At 43.1% G+C, this 17,991-nt stretch carries 16 protein-coding genes; 10 read left to right on the plus strand and 6 right to left on the minus strand.

Annotated elements, in window-relative coordinates; genetic code table 11:
* Positions 1-72: 72 nt before the first annotated feature.
* The 4 genes from hisF to K245_RS0107080 are packed head-to-tail and all read right to left on the minus strand — an operon-like array spanning position 73 to position 2,805.
* A complete protein-coding gene (hisF, locus tag K245_RS0107065; RefSeq protein WP_027358725.1) occupies positions 73-852 on the minus strand; it encodes an imidazole glycerol phosphate synthase subunit HisF in 780 nt (259 codons plus the stop codon).
* Positions 846-1,475, minus strand: coding sequence for an imidazole glycerol phosphate synthase subunit HisH (gene hisH / locus K245_RS0107070; protein WP_027358726.1), 630 nt, complete (start codon positions 1,473-1,475; stop codon positions 846-848). The genes hisF and hisH overlap by 7 nt, the downstream gene beginning before the upstream one ends.
* Positions 1,476-1,486: 11 nt before the next feature.
* Positions 1,487-2,287 (minus strand): nucleoside triphosphate pyrophosphohydrolase, encoded by an 801-nt coding sequence (gene mazG / locus K245_RS0107075; RefSeq protein ID WP_027358727.1) that lies wholly within the window; start codon positions 2,285-2,287, stop codon positions 1,487-1,489.
* On the minus strand, positions 2,266-2,805 hold the full coding sequence (locus tag K245_RS0107080) for a CvpA family protein (RefSeq protein ID WP_051283952.1): 540 nt from the start codon (positions 2,803-2,805) through the stop codon (positions 2,266-2,268). The genes mazG and K245_RS0107080 overlap by 22 nt, the downstream gene beginning before the upstream one ends.
* Before the next feature lie 337 nt (positions 2,806-3,142).
* Between K245_RS0107080 and K245_RS0107090 the strand changes: the two genes are divergently transcribed.
* The 7 genes from K245_RS0107090 (at position 3,143) to K245_RS0107120 (ending at position 11,361) form a co-directional block, all read left to right on the plus strand.
* Positions 3,143-4,144, plus strand: coding sequence for a PhoH family protein (locus K245_RS0107090; RefSeq protein WP_027358729.1), 1,002 nt, complete (start codon positions 3,143-3,145; stop codon positions 4,142-4,144).
* A 25-nt stretch (positions 4,145-4,169) separates the two neighbouring features.
* Positions 4,170-6,551, plus strand: coding sequence for an HD family phosphohydrolase (locus tag K245_RS23480; protein WP_035276708.1), 2,382 nt, complete (start codon positions 4,170-4,172; stop codon positions 6,549-6,551).
* The gene (gene ybeY / locus K245_RS23485) at positions 6,538-6,915 is read left to right on the plus strand and encodes an rRNA maturation RNase YbeY (RefSeq protein WP_232223806.1); all 378 of its coding nucleotides are present in this window, start codon (positions 6,538-6,540) and stop codon (positions 6,913-6,915) included. The genes K245_RS23480 and ybeY overlap by 14 nt, the downstream gene beginning before the upstream one ends.
* Positions 6,916-7,272: 357 nt before the next feature.
* Positions 7,273-7,992 (plus strand): pyridoxine 5'-phosphate synthase, encoded by a 720-nt coding sequence (locus tag K245_RS0107105; RefSeq protein ID WP_027358730.1) that lies wholly within the window; start codon positions 7,273-7,275, stop codon positions 7,990-7,992.
* Position 7,993: 1 nt separating this feature from the next.
* Positions 7,994-9,607 carry a bifunctional ADP-dependent NAD(P)H-hydrate dehydratase/NAD(P)H-hydrate epimerase gene (locus K245_RS23490; protein ID WP_051283954.1) on the plus strand — a complete coding sequence of 538 codons (1,614 nt, stop codon included), beginning with the start codon at positions 7,994-7,996 and terminating at the stop codon, positions 9,605-9,607.
* On the plus strand, positions 9,608-10,141 hold the full coding sequence (tsaE, locus tag K245_RS23495) for a tRNA (adenosine(37)-N6)-threonylcarbamoyltransferase complex ATPase subunit type 1 TsaE (protein ID WP_051283955.1): 534 nt from the start codon (positions 9,608-9,610) through the stop codon (positions 10,139-10,141). It begins immediately after the preceding gene.
* Positions 10,132-11,361, plus strand: a complete 1,230-nt coding sequence (locus tag K245_RS0107120; RefSeq protein WP_027358731.1) for an aspartate kinase — start codon at positions 10,132-10,134, stop codon at positions 11,359-11,361. The genes tsaE and K245_RS0107120 overlap by 10 nt, the downstream gene beginning before the upstream one ends.
* A gap of 512 nt (positions 11,362-11,873) precedes the next feature.
* Here K245_RS0107120 and K245_RS0107125 read toward each other — a convergent pair.
* On the minus strand, positions 11,874-12,572 hold the full coding sequence (locus tag K245_RS0107125) for a DUF1344 domain-containing protein (RefSeq protein WP_027358732.1): 699 nt from the start codon (positions 12,570-12,572) through the stop codon (positions 11,874-11,876).
* Positions 12,573-12,754: 182 nt separating this feature from the next.
* On the minus strand, positions 12,755-13,465 hold the full coding sequence (gene pyrF / locus K245_RS0107130) for an orotidine-5'-phosphate decarboxylase (protein ID WP_027358733.1): 711 nt from the start codon (positions 13,463-13,465) through the stop codon (positions 12,755-12,757).
* A 224-nt stretch (positions 13,466-13,689) separates the two neighbouring features.
* Between pyrF and K245_RS0107140 the strand changes: the two genes are divergently transcribed.
* The 3 genes from K245_RS0107140 to K245_RS0107150 are packed head-to-tail and all read left to right on the plus strand — an operon-like array spanning position 13,690 to position 17,789.
* Positions 13,690-15,039 (plus strand): HDOD domain-containing protein, encoded by a 1,350-nt coding sequence (locus K245_RS0107140; RefSeq protein ID WP_027358734.1) that lies wholly within the window; start codon positions 13,690-13,692, stop codon positions 15,037-15,039.
* 19 nt (positions 15,040-15,058) lie between these two features.
* Positions 15,059-16,498 carry an L-seryl-tRNA(Sec) selenium transferase gene (selA, locus tag K245_RS0107145; RefSeq protein WP_027358735.1) on the plus strand — a complete coding sequence of 480 codons (1,440 nt, stop codon included), beginning with the start codon at positions 15,059-15,061 and terminating at the stop codon, positions 16,496-16,498.
* A complete protein-coding gene (locus tag K245_RS0107150; RefSeq protein ID WP_027358736.1) occupies positions 16,491-17,789 on the plus strand; it encodes a tetratricopeptide repeat protein in 1,299 nt (432 codons plus the stop codon). Before selA ends, K245_RS0107150 begins: the two co-directional genes overlap by 8 nt.
* Positions 17,790-17,991: the final 202 nt, after the last annotated feature.

Below are 17,991 nucleotides of genomic sequence, written 5' to 3' on the forward strand. Positions count from 1 at the left end.
CCCTAATACTGTAAGCTTAAAAAAACAGGGCTCCTGACACAAAGAGCTACCTTTCCCCCCCCAAAAAAAACACTACCAGTTCCTGCGTACTCTTACACCCTTCTCATCCAGATAATTTTTTATCTGCGGGACAGTATAATCGCCGTAATGAACCATAGAAGCTATAAGAGCAGCATCAGCAGAGCCTTCAGTAAGAACTTCCGCAAGATGCTGGGGAATCCCGGCGCCTCCTGAAGCAATTACAGGAATGCGTACACTTCTTGAAATAAGGGAAGTAATCTCAAGATCATACCCGGTTTTCATGCCATCTGCATCTATGGAGTTGAGACAGATCTCCCCTGCCCCGAGAAATTCTCCCCGCAGAGCCCATTCCAGGGCATCCATGCCCATATGCTTTCTGCCACCGTTTATTACAACCTCATATCCTGAAGGAAATTTCTCGCTCTTGCTAACATTTTTCACATCCATACCAAGAACTATGCACTGGTTACCGAAAGCATCAGCTCCTTCAGAAATGATATCAGGATTAAGAACTGCCGCAGAATTAACACTAACTTTTTCAGCTCCGGCAAGAAGTACGTCGCGCATGTCCGAAACTGTACGTATTCCTCCGCCTACTGAAAAAGGAATAAATATTGTCTCAGCGACACGTCTTACCACATCTATCATTATGCCGCGTTTTTCATGGGAAGCGGTTATATCATAAAACACAATCTCGTCGGCGCCTTCTTCATAATACATACGCGCCATGTCGACGGGATCGCCTATGTCCACGTTGTTCATGAACTTGATGCCCTTGGTTGTCCTGCCTTCCCTCACATCAAGACACGGTATGATTCTTTTGCTTAGCATGGTTTCCACCCGCAGAAATTCTTAAGTATTCTAAGCCCAGGCCGTCCGCTCTTTTCAGGATGAAACTGGGTCGCCACAAGATTTTCAAAACCCATCACAGACGAAAAAACTATTCCATATTCTGTCTCGGCAAGAACATGGGAAGGGTCCGCAGCCTGGGGATAATATCCGTGAACAAAATAAAACTCGTCATCAGCATTAAGACCTTCAAGGACAGGATGGGCTTTCTTTATTTTTATTTTGTTCCAGCCCATCTGAGGAACTTTAAGAACGCCCCCGTTCTCAGAAGGCATGTCGCCAGGAAATCTTGTCACCCTTCCCTTTATAAGACCAAGACAAGGGGTATCATTTTCCTCGCTGTATTCGGTGATTATCTGGGTACCAAGGCATATTCCCATCAAAGGCCTTCCTGTTGACAGAAAATCCCGAATGGCCGAATCAAGACCTAATTTAATCAGGCTTTCCATGGCAGAACCTGCGGCTCCGACTCCAGGGAATATGACCCTTTCGGCGTCCATTATTTTAGATGGTTCCCGCGTTATTTCAAAAGACTCGCCAATATTTGATATCGCCCTTGCAACACTTGTCAGGTTACCAGCTTCATAATCTATTATTGTTATCATTAAAAAAATCCCTATTTCTCATGGATCTTGACAGAATCCCAAAGGCTTTCAACTTCATCCCTTGGGATATCTTCTAAGGTCAGGCCTTTTTCATGGACAATATCTTCCATTTTTCTGAATCTTGATTCGAATTTAGCAGTCGAAGAAACAAGAGCTATTTCAGGATCAAATTCCGCCCATCTTGCAACATTTACAAGAGTGAAAAGAATGTCCCCGAACTCCATTTTTGCGGATTCCTTATCGCCTTCTTTAAGGGCCTGACCAAATTCAGACCATTCCTCTGCCGTTTTATTCATGACAGATGGGAGATCAGGCCAGTCAAAATTGCATTTTGCCGCCTTTTCTGAAACCTGAAAAGCCCTTAAAAGAGCTGGCATGTTTTTGGGAATCCTGTCTAAAACCGAACGCTTTTCATTGGGATCTTTCTCGCCCTTTTTAATTTTGCCCCACTGTGCAACTGCTTCTTCGGCAGTAGCGCAAAAGCCTTCTCCAAAGACGTGTGGATGTCTTCTTATCATTTTTTCAGCGCTTGCCTTAATTATATCTTCAAAGGCAAAAATCTTTTTTTCGTCATAAAGAACAGCAATGAAAAGAAGCTGGAAAAGAACATCGCCAATTTCCTCTACAATGTTTTCTATGTCGTTTTTTTCAATACCTTCGGCAAGCTCGTAAGTTTCCTCAAGAAGACAGGACATCATGCTGTGTTCAGTCTGTACACGATCCCATGGGCATCCGTTTTCACTCCTAAGGAGCCTTATGATGTCCCTTATTCTTTCGACGCCTGACGGCGCTAATCTTTCCTCAAGTCCCAAATTTTCCTCACTCCCTTAATTTTGTTTCTGAATTCTGTCTTAAATTCCTGGGGGACAACCCTTATCATGGTTTCTGATAGAGAGGTAATATACGGGGCTGTTTTTGAACCGGCCAGAGTAGGGCTGTCTGAAGGCAGAAATGTAGTAAGGGCAATAAGAATAACGGAAGATATCATGATTGCCTTTATTCCGCCAAAAACAGCTCCTGAAAGACGATCTGCCCATCCGAGCAGAGCTATGTTAAGAACATACCTGATCCCGGTGCCGATGAGATTTATAACACCGAAAACTACCGAGAACACGAGCAGAAAGCCGGCAATATTTGCATACGCCGGGGTTGTAATATAAAGCGCAAGCTTTTTTGCTGCCAGGCCATAATAGGTATAAGAGCAGTAGAAACCAGCTATTACACCTATGATTGCAGAAGCTTCTTTTATTATCCCTCTGAAAATCCCCCTGAGCACACAATATGAAAGTATGGAAAGAGAAACAACATCGAACAGATTCATGGTTTCCATAATAAAGGCGTTTCCTTTTTGGGTTCGGCAAAACAGATTTGTATCAAACTCTTAAATAAATATGAGCGAAAGATTTTGAATAACAAAGCGGCTTTTTTTGCGCAAGTTTTTTCAGGCTTTTACGGGTACAAACATAGTTGGAATAGATTTGCCAAAAAAAAATAAAGTGTGCTATGAATCAGCATCAGCGTAAATGCTGAAAATATTCAAAAAAAATAATAAGGCCCAATCACCTTGAGTGTTTATAAATTAGGTGTCACGGGCTTTTGCAGCTGATTGCGTAATTAAATTTTTTTTTAAGGAGGAACGGATTAATACCAAGGTATAAATCCGGATTATGGCTTCATATTCAGAAATGATAAGGGAAACCCTGGTTTTTGAGGATATAAACCTCGCTCGCCAGCTTTTCGGGGAACAAAACAGCAACCTTAAAAAAGTGGCTGACACACTTGAGATAAATATCCAGGCGAGGGGCAACACTGTACACATCGAAGGCGACAGCATAAGTACAAAACTTGCTGACAACATACTGAATCAGCTTTACGCCCTTCTCAAAGAACAATATCCCATATACCCCAATGACATAGACTTTGCCATACGAACCCTGAGCGGAGACAACAAAGTCAACCTAAAAGATATATTCCTGGACACAGTCTATATCACCGCAAAAAAAAGAGCCATAACACCAAAAAATACGGCGCAGAAAGCTTATATTGAAGCTGCAAGAAACAATGACATGGTTTTCGGCATAGGACCTGCCGGCACAGGCAAAACCTACCTTGCCATGGCCATAGCAGTCTCGGCTCTGACCAAGGGGCTGGTAAGCAGAATAATTCTGACAAGGCCGGCTGTAGAGGCAGGAGAAAGCCTCGGATTTCTTCCGGGAGATCTGGCTGAAAAGGTTGATCCATACCTAAGACCACTTTACGACGCGCTTCATGACATGATGAAATTTGAAAAAGCAAGCGCGCTTCTTCAGCAGGGTGTTATTGAAGTGGCCCCACTTGCTTTCATGAGGGGCAGAACCCTTAATGACGCGTTCATAATCCTTGACGAGGCACAGAACACGACGAGCGAACAGATGAAAATGTTTCTGACAAGAATAGGATTCAACTCAAAGGCCATCATTACCGGGGACATCACCCAGATAGATCTTAAGCCGGGCAGAATATCAGGACTTGTTGAAGCAAAAGAAATCCTCCAGGGCATAGATGGTATAGAATTTGTATATTTCTCCAAAAAAGATGTTGTTAGGCATCGACTGGTTCACAAAATAATATCTGCTTATGAAGTAAAGGATCAACTGAAAAAATCCCAGCAGAGAAACGAATCCGAATAATATGGAGAAGCAATAATTTTAAGCCATGTTTAAAATAGACAAAAGAACCTTCTGGATTTTTATGGGAACCAACAGGTGCATCAGAATCGCTTTGGCACTTGTGATAACCCTGATCTTCACAATCTTCCTTTATCCAAGCCTCACAGTGGTCGCCCCGGAGTACAGGCCCGGAGACATAGCAACCAGGAATATCAAGGCTCCTGTTGACTTTTTTATTGAAGACAGCGCAGCCACTGAAGCAAACAGGAAGCTTGCTATTGAATCTGCCCTCGCAGTATTTGATCTTGACGAGGAACTGCTTCCTTTAACAATCGAAAAAATTAACGCTTCATTTGCAATGGGCGCAGCAATATTCAAAAACAGCTCAGATCCTGCTCAGTCAGGCGAGGCTCTCCAGGAACAACCTAACTATGAACAAGCAGCTCTTGAAAAAAAACCGGAGTTTGAAAGAATACTTGGAATAGAAGTCAGTGACGCCACTTACGAAGCTTTTGTCAAAAGCGGTTTTTCCAAAGAAGCGGCAAACGCAGCAATAAATATACTGGCCGAATTACTAAAAACCGGCGTAATTTCCAACCAGGAATATATAAAATCCCAGACAGAAAAAAGCCTTATTCTGATCAATCTTAAAACCGGGGTTGAAAAAATTATTGATCCTCCACAAAAGTTCTATTGGCCAGAAAAAGCAAAGGAAATGATAACAAGCATTGGCCACAGCTATCTGAAAGAAATACCTGCAAGCTCCGCAAACGCAGTAATTGAAATGACTCTTAAGCTGATTTCTCCAAATATTACTCCAAACAGAAGTGAATCCGAAAAAAGAATCAAAGACGCGGCTGACAGTGTCAAACCTGTGCTATATCAGATAAAAACGGGCGAAATGCTTCTAAGGGAAGGAGAGCGAGTCAGCCCTGATCATATCATGAAGCTAAGAACACTTCAGGATCAGACAAAACGAGAAAACATGCTCTCCAATTCAGTCGGCACAGGTCTTACCATAATAATAATGTTTCTGATTTTTTACAGACTTCACATTCCAAAAACAGAGGCAGAATCAAGACAGCATAATAAGACCCTGCTTTTCATGGCCACCATCCTGCTGTCATTTCTTATCCTAGCCAAGCTGTTTTTGTCGTGGTCAAGCTATTTCACTGGAGCGGCATATTTTTCAATGGACTCCGCTGCGATTTACTTCGGTCTGCCAATGGCGGCAGGCCCAATGATAGTCTGTCTCTTTTTCGGTTTAAGCAACGCTCTTCCCTTTGCTCTGGTGCTCTCACTTCTTTCATCGATCATTTTTTCAAACAATATGGAAATATTCATATTCTATCTCTTAAGCGGAGCCATGGGAGCATTCTGGGTAAGGGACTGCAGGGAAAGAAAGGTGTTCATAAAAGCCGCCCTTAAACTCGGTCTTCTTAATATGCTCCTTGCAGCTGCGACATCAATGCACATTGCATTTCTTTCGCCCCAGAAGCTATTAATAAGCCTTGCCGCAGGTTTTTCAGGCGGATTTCTTGCAGGCATTGCGACTTCAGGGATTGTCCCTCTCATAGAAGTTGCGTTTAACTACACCACGGACATAAAACTGCTGGAACTGGCCAACCCTGATCAGCCGATACTAAGGAAGCTTATGCTGGAAGCTCCGGGAACATACAATCATTCAATGATAGTTGGTACTCTGGCAGAAGCGGCAGCTTCCGAAATTGACGCTAACCCCCTTCTTGCAAGAGTCGGCGGATATTATCATGATATTGGCAAGATCAATAAGCCTTTCTATTTCATTGAAAACATCAGAAACATGAAAAACAAACATGACAAGCTCGCTCCGTCCATGAGCGCACTCATACTTACGTCTCATGTCAAAGATGGGGCCAATCTTTCAAAAAAATACAAGCTTGGGAAAGCAATTACGGACATAATCAGACAACATCACGGAACCAGCCTGATAAGATATTTCTATGACAAGGCAAGACAGATCAAGGGAGATGATGCTGTAAATCCGAATGATTTCAGATATCAGGGGCCATCGCCCCAGACAAAGGAAGCCGCCATCGTAATGCTGGCAGACGTTGTGGAAGCTGCCTCAAGAACACTTGAAAACCCGACCCAGGCAAGGCTCCAGGGCCTTATCCTGAATCTGATAAACAAAATATTTGCCGATCATCAGTTAGACGGATGCGATCTGACACTCAAGGATCTTCACAGAATCGCAAAAAGCTTTACCAAGATTCTGACAGGCATCTACCACAGTCGCATCGAATATTCTGAACCTGCGGCACCATCATCGGAAGGAAAACAAAAAAATGACGGTACTGATAGACAACCGCCAGACAAACCATCAAATCCGGATGGAAGTGATGGAGACCAGGGCTCAGGACATCTTAAACGTCTTGGGTTATCCTGACGCCGAACTTTCCATATCCATTGTGGATGACACTGAAATAAGAAATCTCAACAGAGATTACAGAGGCAAGGACAAAGCAACAAATGTCCTGTCATTTGCCATGAATGAGGGTGATTTTGACTCAATCAACCCTGAAATATTAGGTGATGTTGTAATTTCAGCGGATACTACCCAAACCGAAAGTGCTGAGTATGGCATGTCATTTGACGACAGACTCTTTCAACTTCTTATCCACGGAGTCCTTCACCTTGTCGGCTATGATCATGAACAGGGTGACGAGGAATCTGCCATTATGGAAAAAAAAAGCGATGAAATAATGTCAAAAGTCTTTCCTGAAACCGTTGTAAAGGGATGGATAGGATAATTCAATTCCTCCTTGACTATCACAACCAGTTAATTATTCTTTTTCATTAAACACCTTTTTTAACTGAAACGTTGGGGATTTTAAAATCTCGCCACACCCCCGTAAATTTTATGAATTCAGATCTTATTAGCAGGCAGTAATTCAAGTCGATGTTTGGCAGGCTTAACGATAAACCATAAAGTTTTTGCGGAGCTTTTTCCAAAAAGCGACCCGCCGACATTCGGATCAATGTCGAATTACGAGCAAAGGACTCTCTAATCCGACGAATCCATAAAAGGCACCACCGGGGCACCGACAGCTTGTTTTTGACAGTTACGATGAATAGTAGCTTACAAAAAATTATATAAGGAGGCATTAATGGCCAGTTTGGCAGTGAATGTGGATCATGTTGCAACTTTAAGAGAGGCCAGAAAAATAAATTATCCTGATCCTGTAATTGCAGCTGCGGCAGCGGAACTTGCAGGAGCGGACGGAGTTGTCGTCCACCTGCGTGAGGACAGACGTCACATCCAGGACAGGGATGTATACCTGCTGAGACAGACGGTTCAGACCAAGCTTATTCTTGAAATGGCTGCCACGGATGAAATGACAAAAATAGCCCTTGAGATCATACCAGACCTTGTCACACTTGTTCCTGAAAAAAGACAGGAAATCACAACCGAAGGTGGCCTGGACATTATAAATAACAGAGACAGAATAGCTGAAACCATAGACACTCTGAAGCAGGCCGGAGTCCCTGTGAGTCTTTTCCTGAATCCTAGTCTGAAGCATGTTGAGCTGGCAAAGAGTCTGGGGGCTGACAAGATTGAAATCCACACCGGAATTTTCTGCGAGGCAGAATCCCCTATGCAGCAGTCTGCGGCCATGAGCGATATAATAGACGCTGCAAAACTTGCAAAGGAGATGGGGCTTGGAGTAAACGCCGGCCACGGAATCTGCTACAAAAATATAAAGGCCTTCAAAGGAATAAAAGAAATAGACGAATTCAGCATTGGTCACAGCATAGTATCCAGGTCCATAATGGTCGGAATGGAAAATGCTGTTCGTGAAATGATCAGACTCATTGAATCACTCTGATATGTATATAGTATCTCCAGCAGAAATGGCTGAAATGGACCGCCGAACAATACAGGAATTCGGAGTACCTGGTCACACTCTCATGGAAAATGCCGGCCGGGGGGCTGTGGAGGTTTTCTCAAATCATTTCCCTGATTTCAGAACGAAAAAAATCTGCGTGATTTGCGGAAAGGGCAATAACGGAGGGGACGGTCTGGTCATGGCCAGGTATATAGCCGCTCATATACAAGAATCAGGCGGCTCGGTTAAAGTATTTCTTTTGGGATCAAAGGATTTGGTTCAAGGAGATGCTGGAATAAACCTTCATCTGCTTGAAAAAACCGGTATTACAGTTAATGAAATTCTTACGGAGAAAGACCTGTCTTTTTTTGAATCACAAGCAAAGGGACAGGATATTTTCATAGACGCAATTTTCGGTACAGGTCTTAATGCGCCTGTTAAAGGAATTGCGGAAAATATCATTTGTTTTCTGAATAAAACAAATGCCAACGTCTTTTCCGTTGATATACCGTCAGGGCTTGATTCAGAAACAGGAAAACCACTTGGAACCGCTATTAAGGCTTCGGTTACAGCGACCTTCGGTTTCCCGAAAATAGGTCATGCTGTTTATCCAGGAGCCTCATATTGCGGAAAAACAGAGATTATAGACATTGGGATACCTAAGTGTATTTCTGAAAGTCTTGCACCCATTCATGAACTTGTAACTGAAAAATACGTTTCTGGCCTTTTTAAAAAAAGACACCCTGAAACCCACAAAGGAACAAACGGTCACGTGCTGGTGGCAGGCGGGTCTCCGGGTAAATCAGGCGCGCCAATAATGACCGCAGTAGCTGCTCTTAGAACCGGGGCAGGACTCGTGACACTTGCCCTACCCCTCAGCCTCAGACCTTTCGCAGAAATATCCTCTTTTGAAATAATGACAGAAGCTATTCCTGAAACTGCCGAAGGATGTATAGCCAATATTTCAGAGAGTTATCTTGATAATGTATTGAACGGCAAACAAGTCATGGCTGTCGGCCCGGGAATGGATGAAGGGCCTGAGACAAAAGAGTTTCTTTCCCAAATAATCAAAACAGCTGAAATCCCCCTCGTAATTGACGCAGGAGCTCTTAACATAATTGCCAGAAACCCTGATATCCTGAGAACACTCAAAACTCCAGCCATTCTTACCCCGCATCCCGGAGAAATGGCAAGGCTTGCAAAAAAAACGACGTCTGAAATCCAGGAAGACAGAATTAATGTTGCATCATCCTTTGCAAGGGAATATGGAATTTACCTTGTTCTTAAAGGCGCCGGAACTGTGATTGCCTCTCCTGACGGAAGAATAATGATAAACAGAACCGGGAATCCTGGTCTTGCAACAGCAGGAACCGGGGATGTGCTGACCGGAATAATTGCAGGCCTTGTTGCCCAGGGATTAAAACCCCTTGATGCGGCAGCAGCTGGTGTTTACATTCACGGAAAAACAGCTGACAGGGTTGCCGCTTCAATGGGACCATTCGGTTTTATAGCTACAGATATAATCTCAGCCATTCCATCTTGCATTGCTGGTCTGGTTTTAAATAATAACGTTTATGATTTCGGATTCATAAAGAGTTTTGAGAGTCTTTTTTAAATGAAAAGCCGTAATATGAATGAAATGAACAGACAGGATGCCCCCGTGTTCGAAGTAACGACAGCCACACCTGAACACACCAGAGCATTAGCTGAAATGCTTGGCAATCTTATAAACGGCAAAACAGTCATAGGCCTGAACGGAGAACTCGGAGCCGGAAAAACCGAATTTGTAAAGGGTCTTGCCCTTGGATCAGGCGTCTCAAAAGACAGTTACATAACCAGTCCTACTTATTCCATAATAAATCATTACAATGGCAGGATCGCCTTTTATCATCTTGATCTCTACAGGCTTTCGGGCCCTGATGAGCTTTACGATACAGGCATTGAAGATATTCTATCTGAAAATGCGGTCATTGTTGTAGAATGGCCTGAAATCATGCAGAAAATGTCGGATTTCAACGTGGAGATTAATATTCAAGTTACCGGAATAACAGAAAGAAAAATTAGTTTTTTTGCGTATGGACTTGCAAATTCAAATCTGATAAAAGAGCTGGCAAATCAATATAAGGAGAAAATTACAACATGGGACTAATCGTTCAGAAATTCGGCGGCACATCTGTGGGCGATTTGGACCGAATCCGTAACGTTGCAAAAAAGGTGGCCAAAACCTACGACGAAGGTCATGACGTCGTTGTTGTTCTTTCGGCCATGTCAGGCGTAACGGACGGTCTTATCGCCATGGCCAAAAAAATAGATGAAATGCCTGACAAAAGAGAGCTCGACGTTCTTCTTTCCACAGGCGAACAGACCACGGTTGCGATTCTTGCAATGATACTCAAAACCATGGGCTACAAGGCTAATTCCCTTCTTGGCTTCCAGGCCGACATAAGGACAGACAGGATGTCCGGCAGCGCAAGAATACAGAGCATAGGGGCGGAACGCATACGAAATATGCTCAGGGAAAGAACAATCGCAGTTGTTGCGGGCTTCCAGGGCCATGATGATTTCGGCAATATAACAACCCTTGGAAGGGGGGGCTCAGACACCTCTGCCGTGGCCATTGCCGCTGCAATAGGAGCAGACATATGCGAGATATACACAGACGTTGATGGTGTATATACAACTGATCCTAACATGTGCAAAAAGGCCAGAAAGCTCTCAAAGGTATCCTATGATGAGATGCTTGAGATGGCCAGCCTTGGAGCGAAGGTTCTTCAGATCCGTTCGGTGGCATTTGCTAAAAAATTCAACGTGCCAGTCCATGTTCGTTCGTCGTTTAACGAAGAGGAAGGCACAATGGTCGTAAATGAGGATGCAGATATGGAACGTTTGGTTGTTTCAGGTGTTACATACAACAGAAATGAAGCAAGAATAACTCTGAAAAATGTTAAGGATGAGCCAGGCATTGCATCCAAAATCCTTGCGCCGGTTGCTGACGCCGGAATCGTAGTTGACATGATTATCCAGAACACAAGGGCGTCAGGCCTAACAGATTTCACCTTCACTGTTCCAAAAACAGATTTTAAACAGGCAATGGAAATTCAAAAAGAACTTTCCAAAATGATAGGGGCCGAAGACGTTATCGGAGACGATAATATTGCCAAGGTTTCGGTAATCGGCGTGGGAATGAAAAACCATTCTGGTGTTGCCACAAAAATGTTCCAGACCCTTGCGACCGAAAACATTAATATTATCATGATAAGCACATCGGAAATCAGAATTTCATGCATAATAGACGAAAAATATACGGAGCTTGCAGTAAGATCATTGCACACAGCATTTGGCCTTGATGCAGAAGCAAAGGTTGAATAATTCAAATAAGATGGTCTCGCAAAATAAGGCTGATAAAAAAAATGAATGAAAATCAGCTGATATTTGTACTTTTTGCGGCCTTGTTTTGCATGGCTGCAATCTTTCTGCGATAAAAATATGTGGGGCTTTTTTGTAAAAAGCCCCACCTCCCCTCAAAAACTTTATGAATATTTAGCAATAACAGGCCGATATCATATATTAGCATTCCTGATTCTCGTTATTTAAAAGTTTTTGCGGAGCTTTTTCCAAAAAGCGACCCGCCGGAGGCACCCTGCTTAACGTCGGATTACAGACAAAGGGCGTCCTAATCCGACCTACAACTTGGCCCTTTTTTAGTTATTAATATCAGAATGTTATTCTATAAAATACTTTTCCACACTTAAAGAGAACATAGCCATTAAAAAAGCCTGAAAAACCGCCTTTTTCAAAAGGCGATTCTCCAGGCTTTACGGTCTATTTGTAACTGCTCGTCCTGAGATTTGTTTCAAGGGTAACAGAAACTTTATTAATTACTATTTTTTCTTTGCATCTTTTTTCTTGGAAGCAGCTTTAACCTGAAGAGCCACTGATTCAGTATAGATGATCTCTATTCTGTCGCCTACCTTGACCTTATCAAGGTTTTCAGGATGTTTAACATCTACAAGATAGCTTTTTCCATCAACAAGCTTGAGAGTTGCCTTGGATTTTTTCTTGTCAATGTTCATTATTGTTGCAGTTGTCTTTACCTGTGCAGTCGCAATTCCAGCCGGTTTCTGACCTATAGGAGCAGCAACCACAGATTCGCTCGCAGCCTGAGGAATTTCCGGCTCGTCAGCTTTCAATACCCTGATTGAGATGGATTCATAATACTTGGTGGTAACTTCATCGCCAACCTTAACCTGGGGAAGATTCTTCACTTTGGCATCGGCGATTATTGAAAACTCTTCACCACCTGGTTTCTTCAGGGTAACAAGTCTTTTTTTCATATCTATGGCAGATACAGTTGCGGTAAGGGTACGCACTTCGCCCCGTCCAAATACAACCGGAGGCTCTTCAGGCACAACTGCTTTCTGTGGCTCTGGCTTAACTTCCGGCTTTACTTCTGCCTTGGCTTCTGCTTCCATTTTAGGGGCCGGATCAGCATTTTTCTTTGCGCAGGCCACAAAATTCATTGTCATCAATAAAGTAATGGCCAATGTTGAAGCTACGGCAAAACAACTACTTCTCTTCATCAGTTATCTCCTTTTTTGTTAAAAAACACTTTTAGATAATAAGTTTGGCGGGCGCTTGAAGTATCAACTTACAAGACATCGTTTACTACCAAAAATTCAGAAAATACACCATCTTAAAATGAGACAATCAAACATCTTATATAGGCAAAGGGAGTTCTGATCAGACCTAAGAATGGCCTTTTTTATAGAACTGCAGCAATTTCATCAGCAATTCTCAAGGCCGAAGCCCTTGGGTCCGATGCCCTGCTTATGGGTCTTCCTATTACAAGATAATCGCTGCCTTCTGATACAGCCCTCGCCGGAGTCATTATTCTGGACTGGTCATCTTCTTTAACAACCTCCCATGAAGGCCTGATTCCAGGGGTGACAAGATAAAAATCATTACCGATCCTTTGCCTTATCATGGACGCTTCGAGGGCCGAACACACAACTCCGCTGCATCCGGCATTTTTCGCCAGCTGAGCCCTCATCACAACAAGGGACTCAGTATTTATGGATTTGTCATGGCCAGTCTCTGCAAGATCAGACGCTGAAGTGCTTGTAAGGACAGTAACTGCGAGAAGATCCAGATTCCCCGATGCTCCTGCGGCTGCCCCAAGCATTTTTGTTCCTCCTGAGGCATGCAGGGTTGTAAAGCGCACATCAAGGCCTGATATTACTGAAACTGACTTTTTAACGGTTTCAGGAATATCATGGAGCTTAAGATCCAAAAAGATCTCGGCGCCTGAAATTTCCCTGATCATTTTTATTATGTCCGGGCCTGTCCTTATGAAAAGCTCGAGACCTATCTTGAACATTCCGACAGTCCCTGAAAGAAGCCTAGCAAAATGGCTTGCTTTTTCCATTGAATCAACGTCCAGAGCAAAAATAATATAATCAGAAGGTTTTTTCATTCTTATTATGAAACTCCATAAAAAGCTTAAAATTCTGTATCGTATGTTTGAAAGATTTCACTGCTATAAAGCTGATATGCCAAATATCCAAAGCGAGGAAGTAAAAAAACAGTTTTTTTAGCCCATAAACAAGATTTTATTTTGATTTTAAGCATTCAGACGCTAATAATGAATTCCAAAAAAATATAAACCATAGAATAATTGAATCCGGCAACCAAATAATTATGAATGAAATTAGAATAGTACCCTCTGGCAGCTTCTTCTGCGGGAAAAAACAGCCGGTAGTGCTTCAGGCCTTTCTTGGCTCTTGCGTCGGCGTGGCAATTTATGACAAGGCGGCAAAGGTAGGAGGAATTGCACATTTTCTTCTGCCAGCGCCAATATCATCTTCTGAATACATAAACCCGGATAAATATGCGTCAACCGGACTGCCAGTTTTTCTGGAAGCTCTCAGGGAACTTGGCGCGACAAACAGGAATATGGCTGTGACCATAGCCGGAGGTGCAATGGTTGGCTCAATCAGCGAGCTTGACATGTCCCTCAATATTGGTGGTCGTACAGCTGAGGTTGTAAAAAAAATCCTGTCCGAAGATGGTATGCAGATAAATTTTGCGGAAACCGGAGGACTCATAGCCTGCAGGCTTGATCTTGATCTTGATACAGGCAAGGCGTCTGCACAGCCGACGCTTTCAGGCCCTGATAAAACTTTCATGGAGTTCATAAAGCCGGATCCTGCCGAAATCAATAATACTATTACTAATGTCAGACCCATACCCCAGGTGGCCCTGAAAATTCTCAGAATGATAAACGAGGGTGAATACGAGGTACGCCAGCTTTCAAGCGAAATAAAAAAAGACCAGATTATAAGCGCAAAGACTCTTCAGCTATGCAATACCGCTTTTTTTAACAGGAGGGGCAGCATAGATTCTCTGGAGGACGCGATAATAATACTTGGGCAGGATGCAATCATAAAATCCGTAATTTCAGTATGCGTGCGGCAGTTCTTCGTTCAGTCAAAATCAAGCTATTCGCTTTGCCAGGGAGATCTTTACCACCACGCCCTTGGAACGGCAATAATATGCGAAAGACTGGCAGCAAAAACAGGCATTGCCCACCCTTCGTCAGCATACACGGCAGGACTTCTTCACGACATTGGCATGGTGGTCATAGATCAGCATATGCCGCCTGAATCCTCTCTTTTTTATAAAAAAATGAGGGAACAGAAATCAGGAATAGTCATGGCAGAAAGAAAAATTTTAGGCATAGACCACTGCGAAGCAGGGGCAAGGCTGGCGAATGCATGGGGACTTCCTGCGACGCTTGAATGCTGTATCACCCATCACCATATTCCTGAAAAATCGGAAAACAGGTGCCCAATGGTTCACCTTGTGTATATTGCGGATTTTCTTATGGCAAGATTCTACACTGGAATGGAAATAGAGCTCATAGATGTCAAACATTTGAAAAACCGCCTGAATGCGATTGGTCTTGCACCTGGTGAATTTGTCGAACTTGTTGACATGATACCAACACGGATACTGAGGGCAGTTCCTGAACTCGCCATGAGTCTTTGAAGCAGCAGGTTTTATTCAGATGAAAAAACATTCCTTAAAAAACGAGATTCTTAAAAAACTGCCAAAAGTTGACGGCGTTCTTCTTGAAATCCTTGAAAACAGCGAATTTGATGCAATCCCAAGATCAGTTATTCTTAAATCTGCAAGGGAAACCATTGAGACTGAACGAAGGCGCATCATTGAAACTGCGGACGAATCTACTTTAAAAAATATTGATCATGATTTTATCATTAATGAAATAATGGCAAAATCCCTGAAGGCCATGAAGCCAAATCTTATTCCGTTAGTGAACGCAACTGGTGTGGTGATTCATACAAACCTCGGGAGATCGCCTTTATGCAGGGATGCCCTTGACCAGATCATGCTGGTTGCCAGAGGTTTTTCAAATCTTGAATTCAACCTTGCAACCGGTAAAAGAGGTATCAGGTACGCAGCAGTCGAGGAGCTCGTCTGCGAGATAAGCGGAGCAGAGGCTGCAATGGCTGTCAACAACAATGCCGCAGCTGTGATGCTTTGCCTAGACACCCTTGCTAGGGGAAGAGAAGCCATTGTGTCAAGGGGTGAGCTTGTCGAAATTGGCGGTTCTTTCAGAATTCCGGATGTAATGACAAAAAGCGGCGCAATCCTCAGGGAAATAGGAACAACAAACAGAACCCATTTGAGGGACTACGAAGCCGCAATAAATGAAAATACGGCCCTTATACTAAAAGTGCACACCAGCAATTTTGCAGTCATGGGCTTTACTTCAAACGTGCCTCTTTCCGAGCTTTCAGACCTTGGCAAAAAGCAAGGAATACCTGTCATGGAAGATCTTGGAAGCGGAACATTCATAGATTTTTCAAAATACGGCATGGTATATGAACCAACGGTTCAGGAATCCGTGGCTTCAGGAGCAGATGTAATATCATTCAGCGGAGACAAACTCTTAGGCGGCCCCCAGGCAGGAATCATAGTGGGGAAAAAGGAAATCATAGCTGAAATCAGGAAAAACCCTCTGACAAGGGCACTAAGAATAGACAAGATGACACTTGCTGGTCTTGAGGCTACTCTCAGGCATTACAGGGAGGAAAAGGATGCGGTATCAAAGATCCCTACCTTAAGAATGCTGACCATGCCTGTGGAAACCATAGAGGCCAAAGCCCTCGCCCTAAAAAATGAAATTGATGGATTAAACCATCCCGATCTTGAAGCCAGAATTCTTCCGCTTTCATCAAAAGCCGGTGGAGGTTCGCTTCCGGCTCAGAACCTGCCGTCCAAAGGAATAGGACTTTCCATAAAAAATATGTCCGCAAACAGAATTGAAAAAGAGATGCGCGGAAACACCCCTCCAGTGATAGGCCGTATCGAAGAAGATCTGTTCATCATGGACTTAAGAACCATAGAGCCGGATGAATTCGATACTATAAAGGAAGCTTTAGCCCTCATCCTCCAAAAATACAAGGGAATGCCCCATGTCTAAGGAAAACATCCATACCTGCACTTGCTCTGATGAACTGATCCCAGATCTTGAACTTGGCTGGAAAGAATTCAGCAAAAATGGGAAAAACAGAGAAAGCTGCCCTCACAAAATCGGTGAATTTTCAGGTCAGGCCTTAAATGATGACGTCAGATGCAAAATAAGTAATCTTGAAGAATTCACGGTTCTTGCAATCAAGCCTTCTTTGGCTGCCCAGGTTTCAGGCGAAGCAGTCAATACATTCAGAAGAATTCTTGAATCAGAAGCTTCGAAGCATGCCTGGATTATTTCCGAAGGCGGACATTCCATGTTTTTCTGCGTTGTCCCAGGCAAAGACAGCGCAGTAGCAGCAGAGCACTCCCAAAGATTAAGAAGCATGCTTTTTGATGCTACAGGCAGGTATTCAACCGTTGGTATTGCAATGTTCCCATTTACTGATTATTCAAGGGAAGATGTTTTCGAAAACGCGGTAAAAGCCTATTATCACGCTCTTTTTTATGGTGAAGACAGCCATGCCGAGTTTGATTCCACAAGTCTCAATATCAGCGGTGATCTGTTTTATCAGGCAGGAGAAATAAAAAACGCCATATTTGAATACAAAAAAGGGCTTGAGATAAACCCTGACAACACCAATATCATGAACAGCCTGGGTGTCTGTCTTGCACATGAAAAGAATTATGCGGCTGCTTTGATGGAATTTGAAAAAGCCTCGAACATGAATCCGTCAGAATACCTTGCAATTTATAATTCAGGAGTAGCCTGTGTATTCACAGGTGACATCGAAAAAGCAAGAAACCTCTTCATTAAAGCTGCGGAAACCGATGACACAGACATCAAAATAGTCTTCCAGGCAGGAAAAGCTGCTCTTGAAAAAGGAGCAACCGAGACAGCTGAAAAACTTCTTGAAAAGGCAATATGCCTTAATAACGAAAAGAGTGAGCCTTACAGATATCTTGGCGAAACATACTTCAAAAATGGTAAAGCAGAAAAGGCCATAGAAGCTTTCAAAAAAGCCGTAAAGCTTAATCCATGCGATGCCCAGTCTTTTTCAGCTCTGGGCGAACTTTTTGCCGAAACCGGGGAAAACCTTGAAATTGCGCTTGTTTTCTGTAACCAGAGCATTGCACTGTCCCCCAATAACGGACTCATGCACTACAGGACAGGAAAAACCTTGCTAAAGAAAAACGAACCTGATCTCGCCCTTGAATCATTCAAAAAAGCCCATGAATTAGGCTATGATTCTTCAGGAGAAATCGAAGTTCTTGAAAAAGAACCTATGGGAAAGGCTTCCTGATAATAAGGTTGCCAGCACTTATGATTACAAGGAAAAGCAGATAGCAAAACAAAACGACTGCGCCATATGTCCGCTGCAAGTTAAAAATATCGGATGAATAGTTTCCTTTAAAAAATGATGGACTCGCAAAAAGTCAGATTTACGTCATTCCGGCGAAGGCTGGAATCCAGAAGTAATTGAAAATACAAAGATGCCGGATAAA

This window comes from Desulforegula conservatrix Mb1Pa (assembly GCF_000426225.1).
In the GTDB taxonomy this organism is placed as follows: Bacteria; Desulfobacterota; Desulfobacteria; order Desulfobacterales; family Desulforegulaceae; genus Desulforegula; species Desulforegula conservatrix.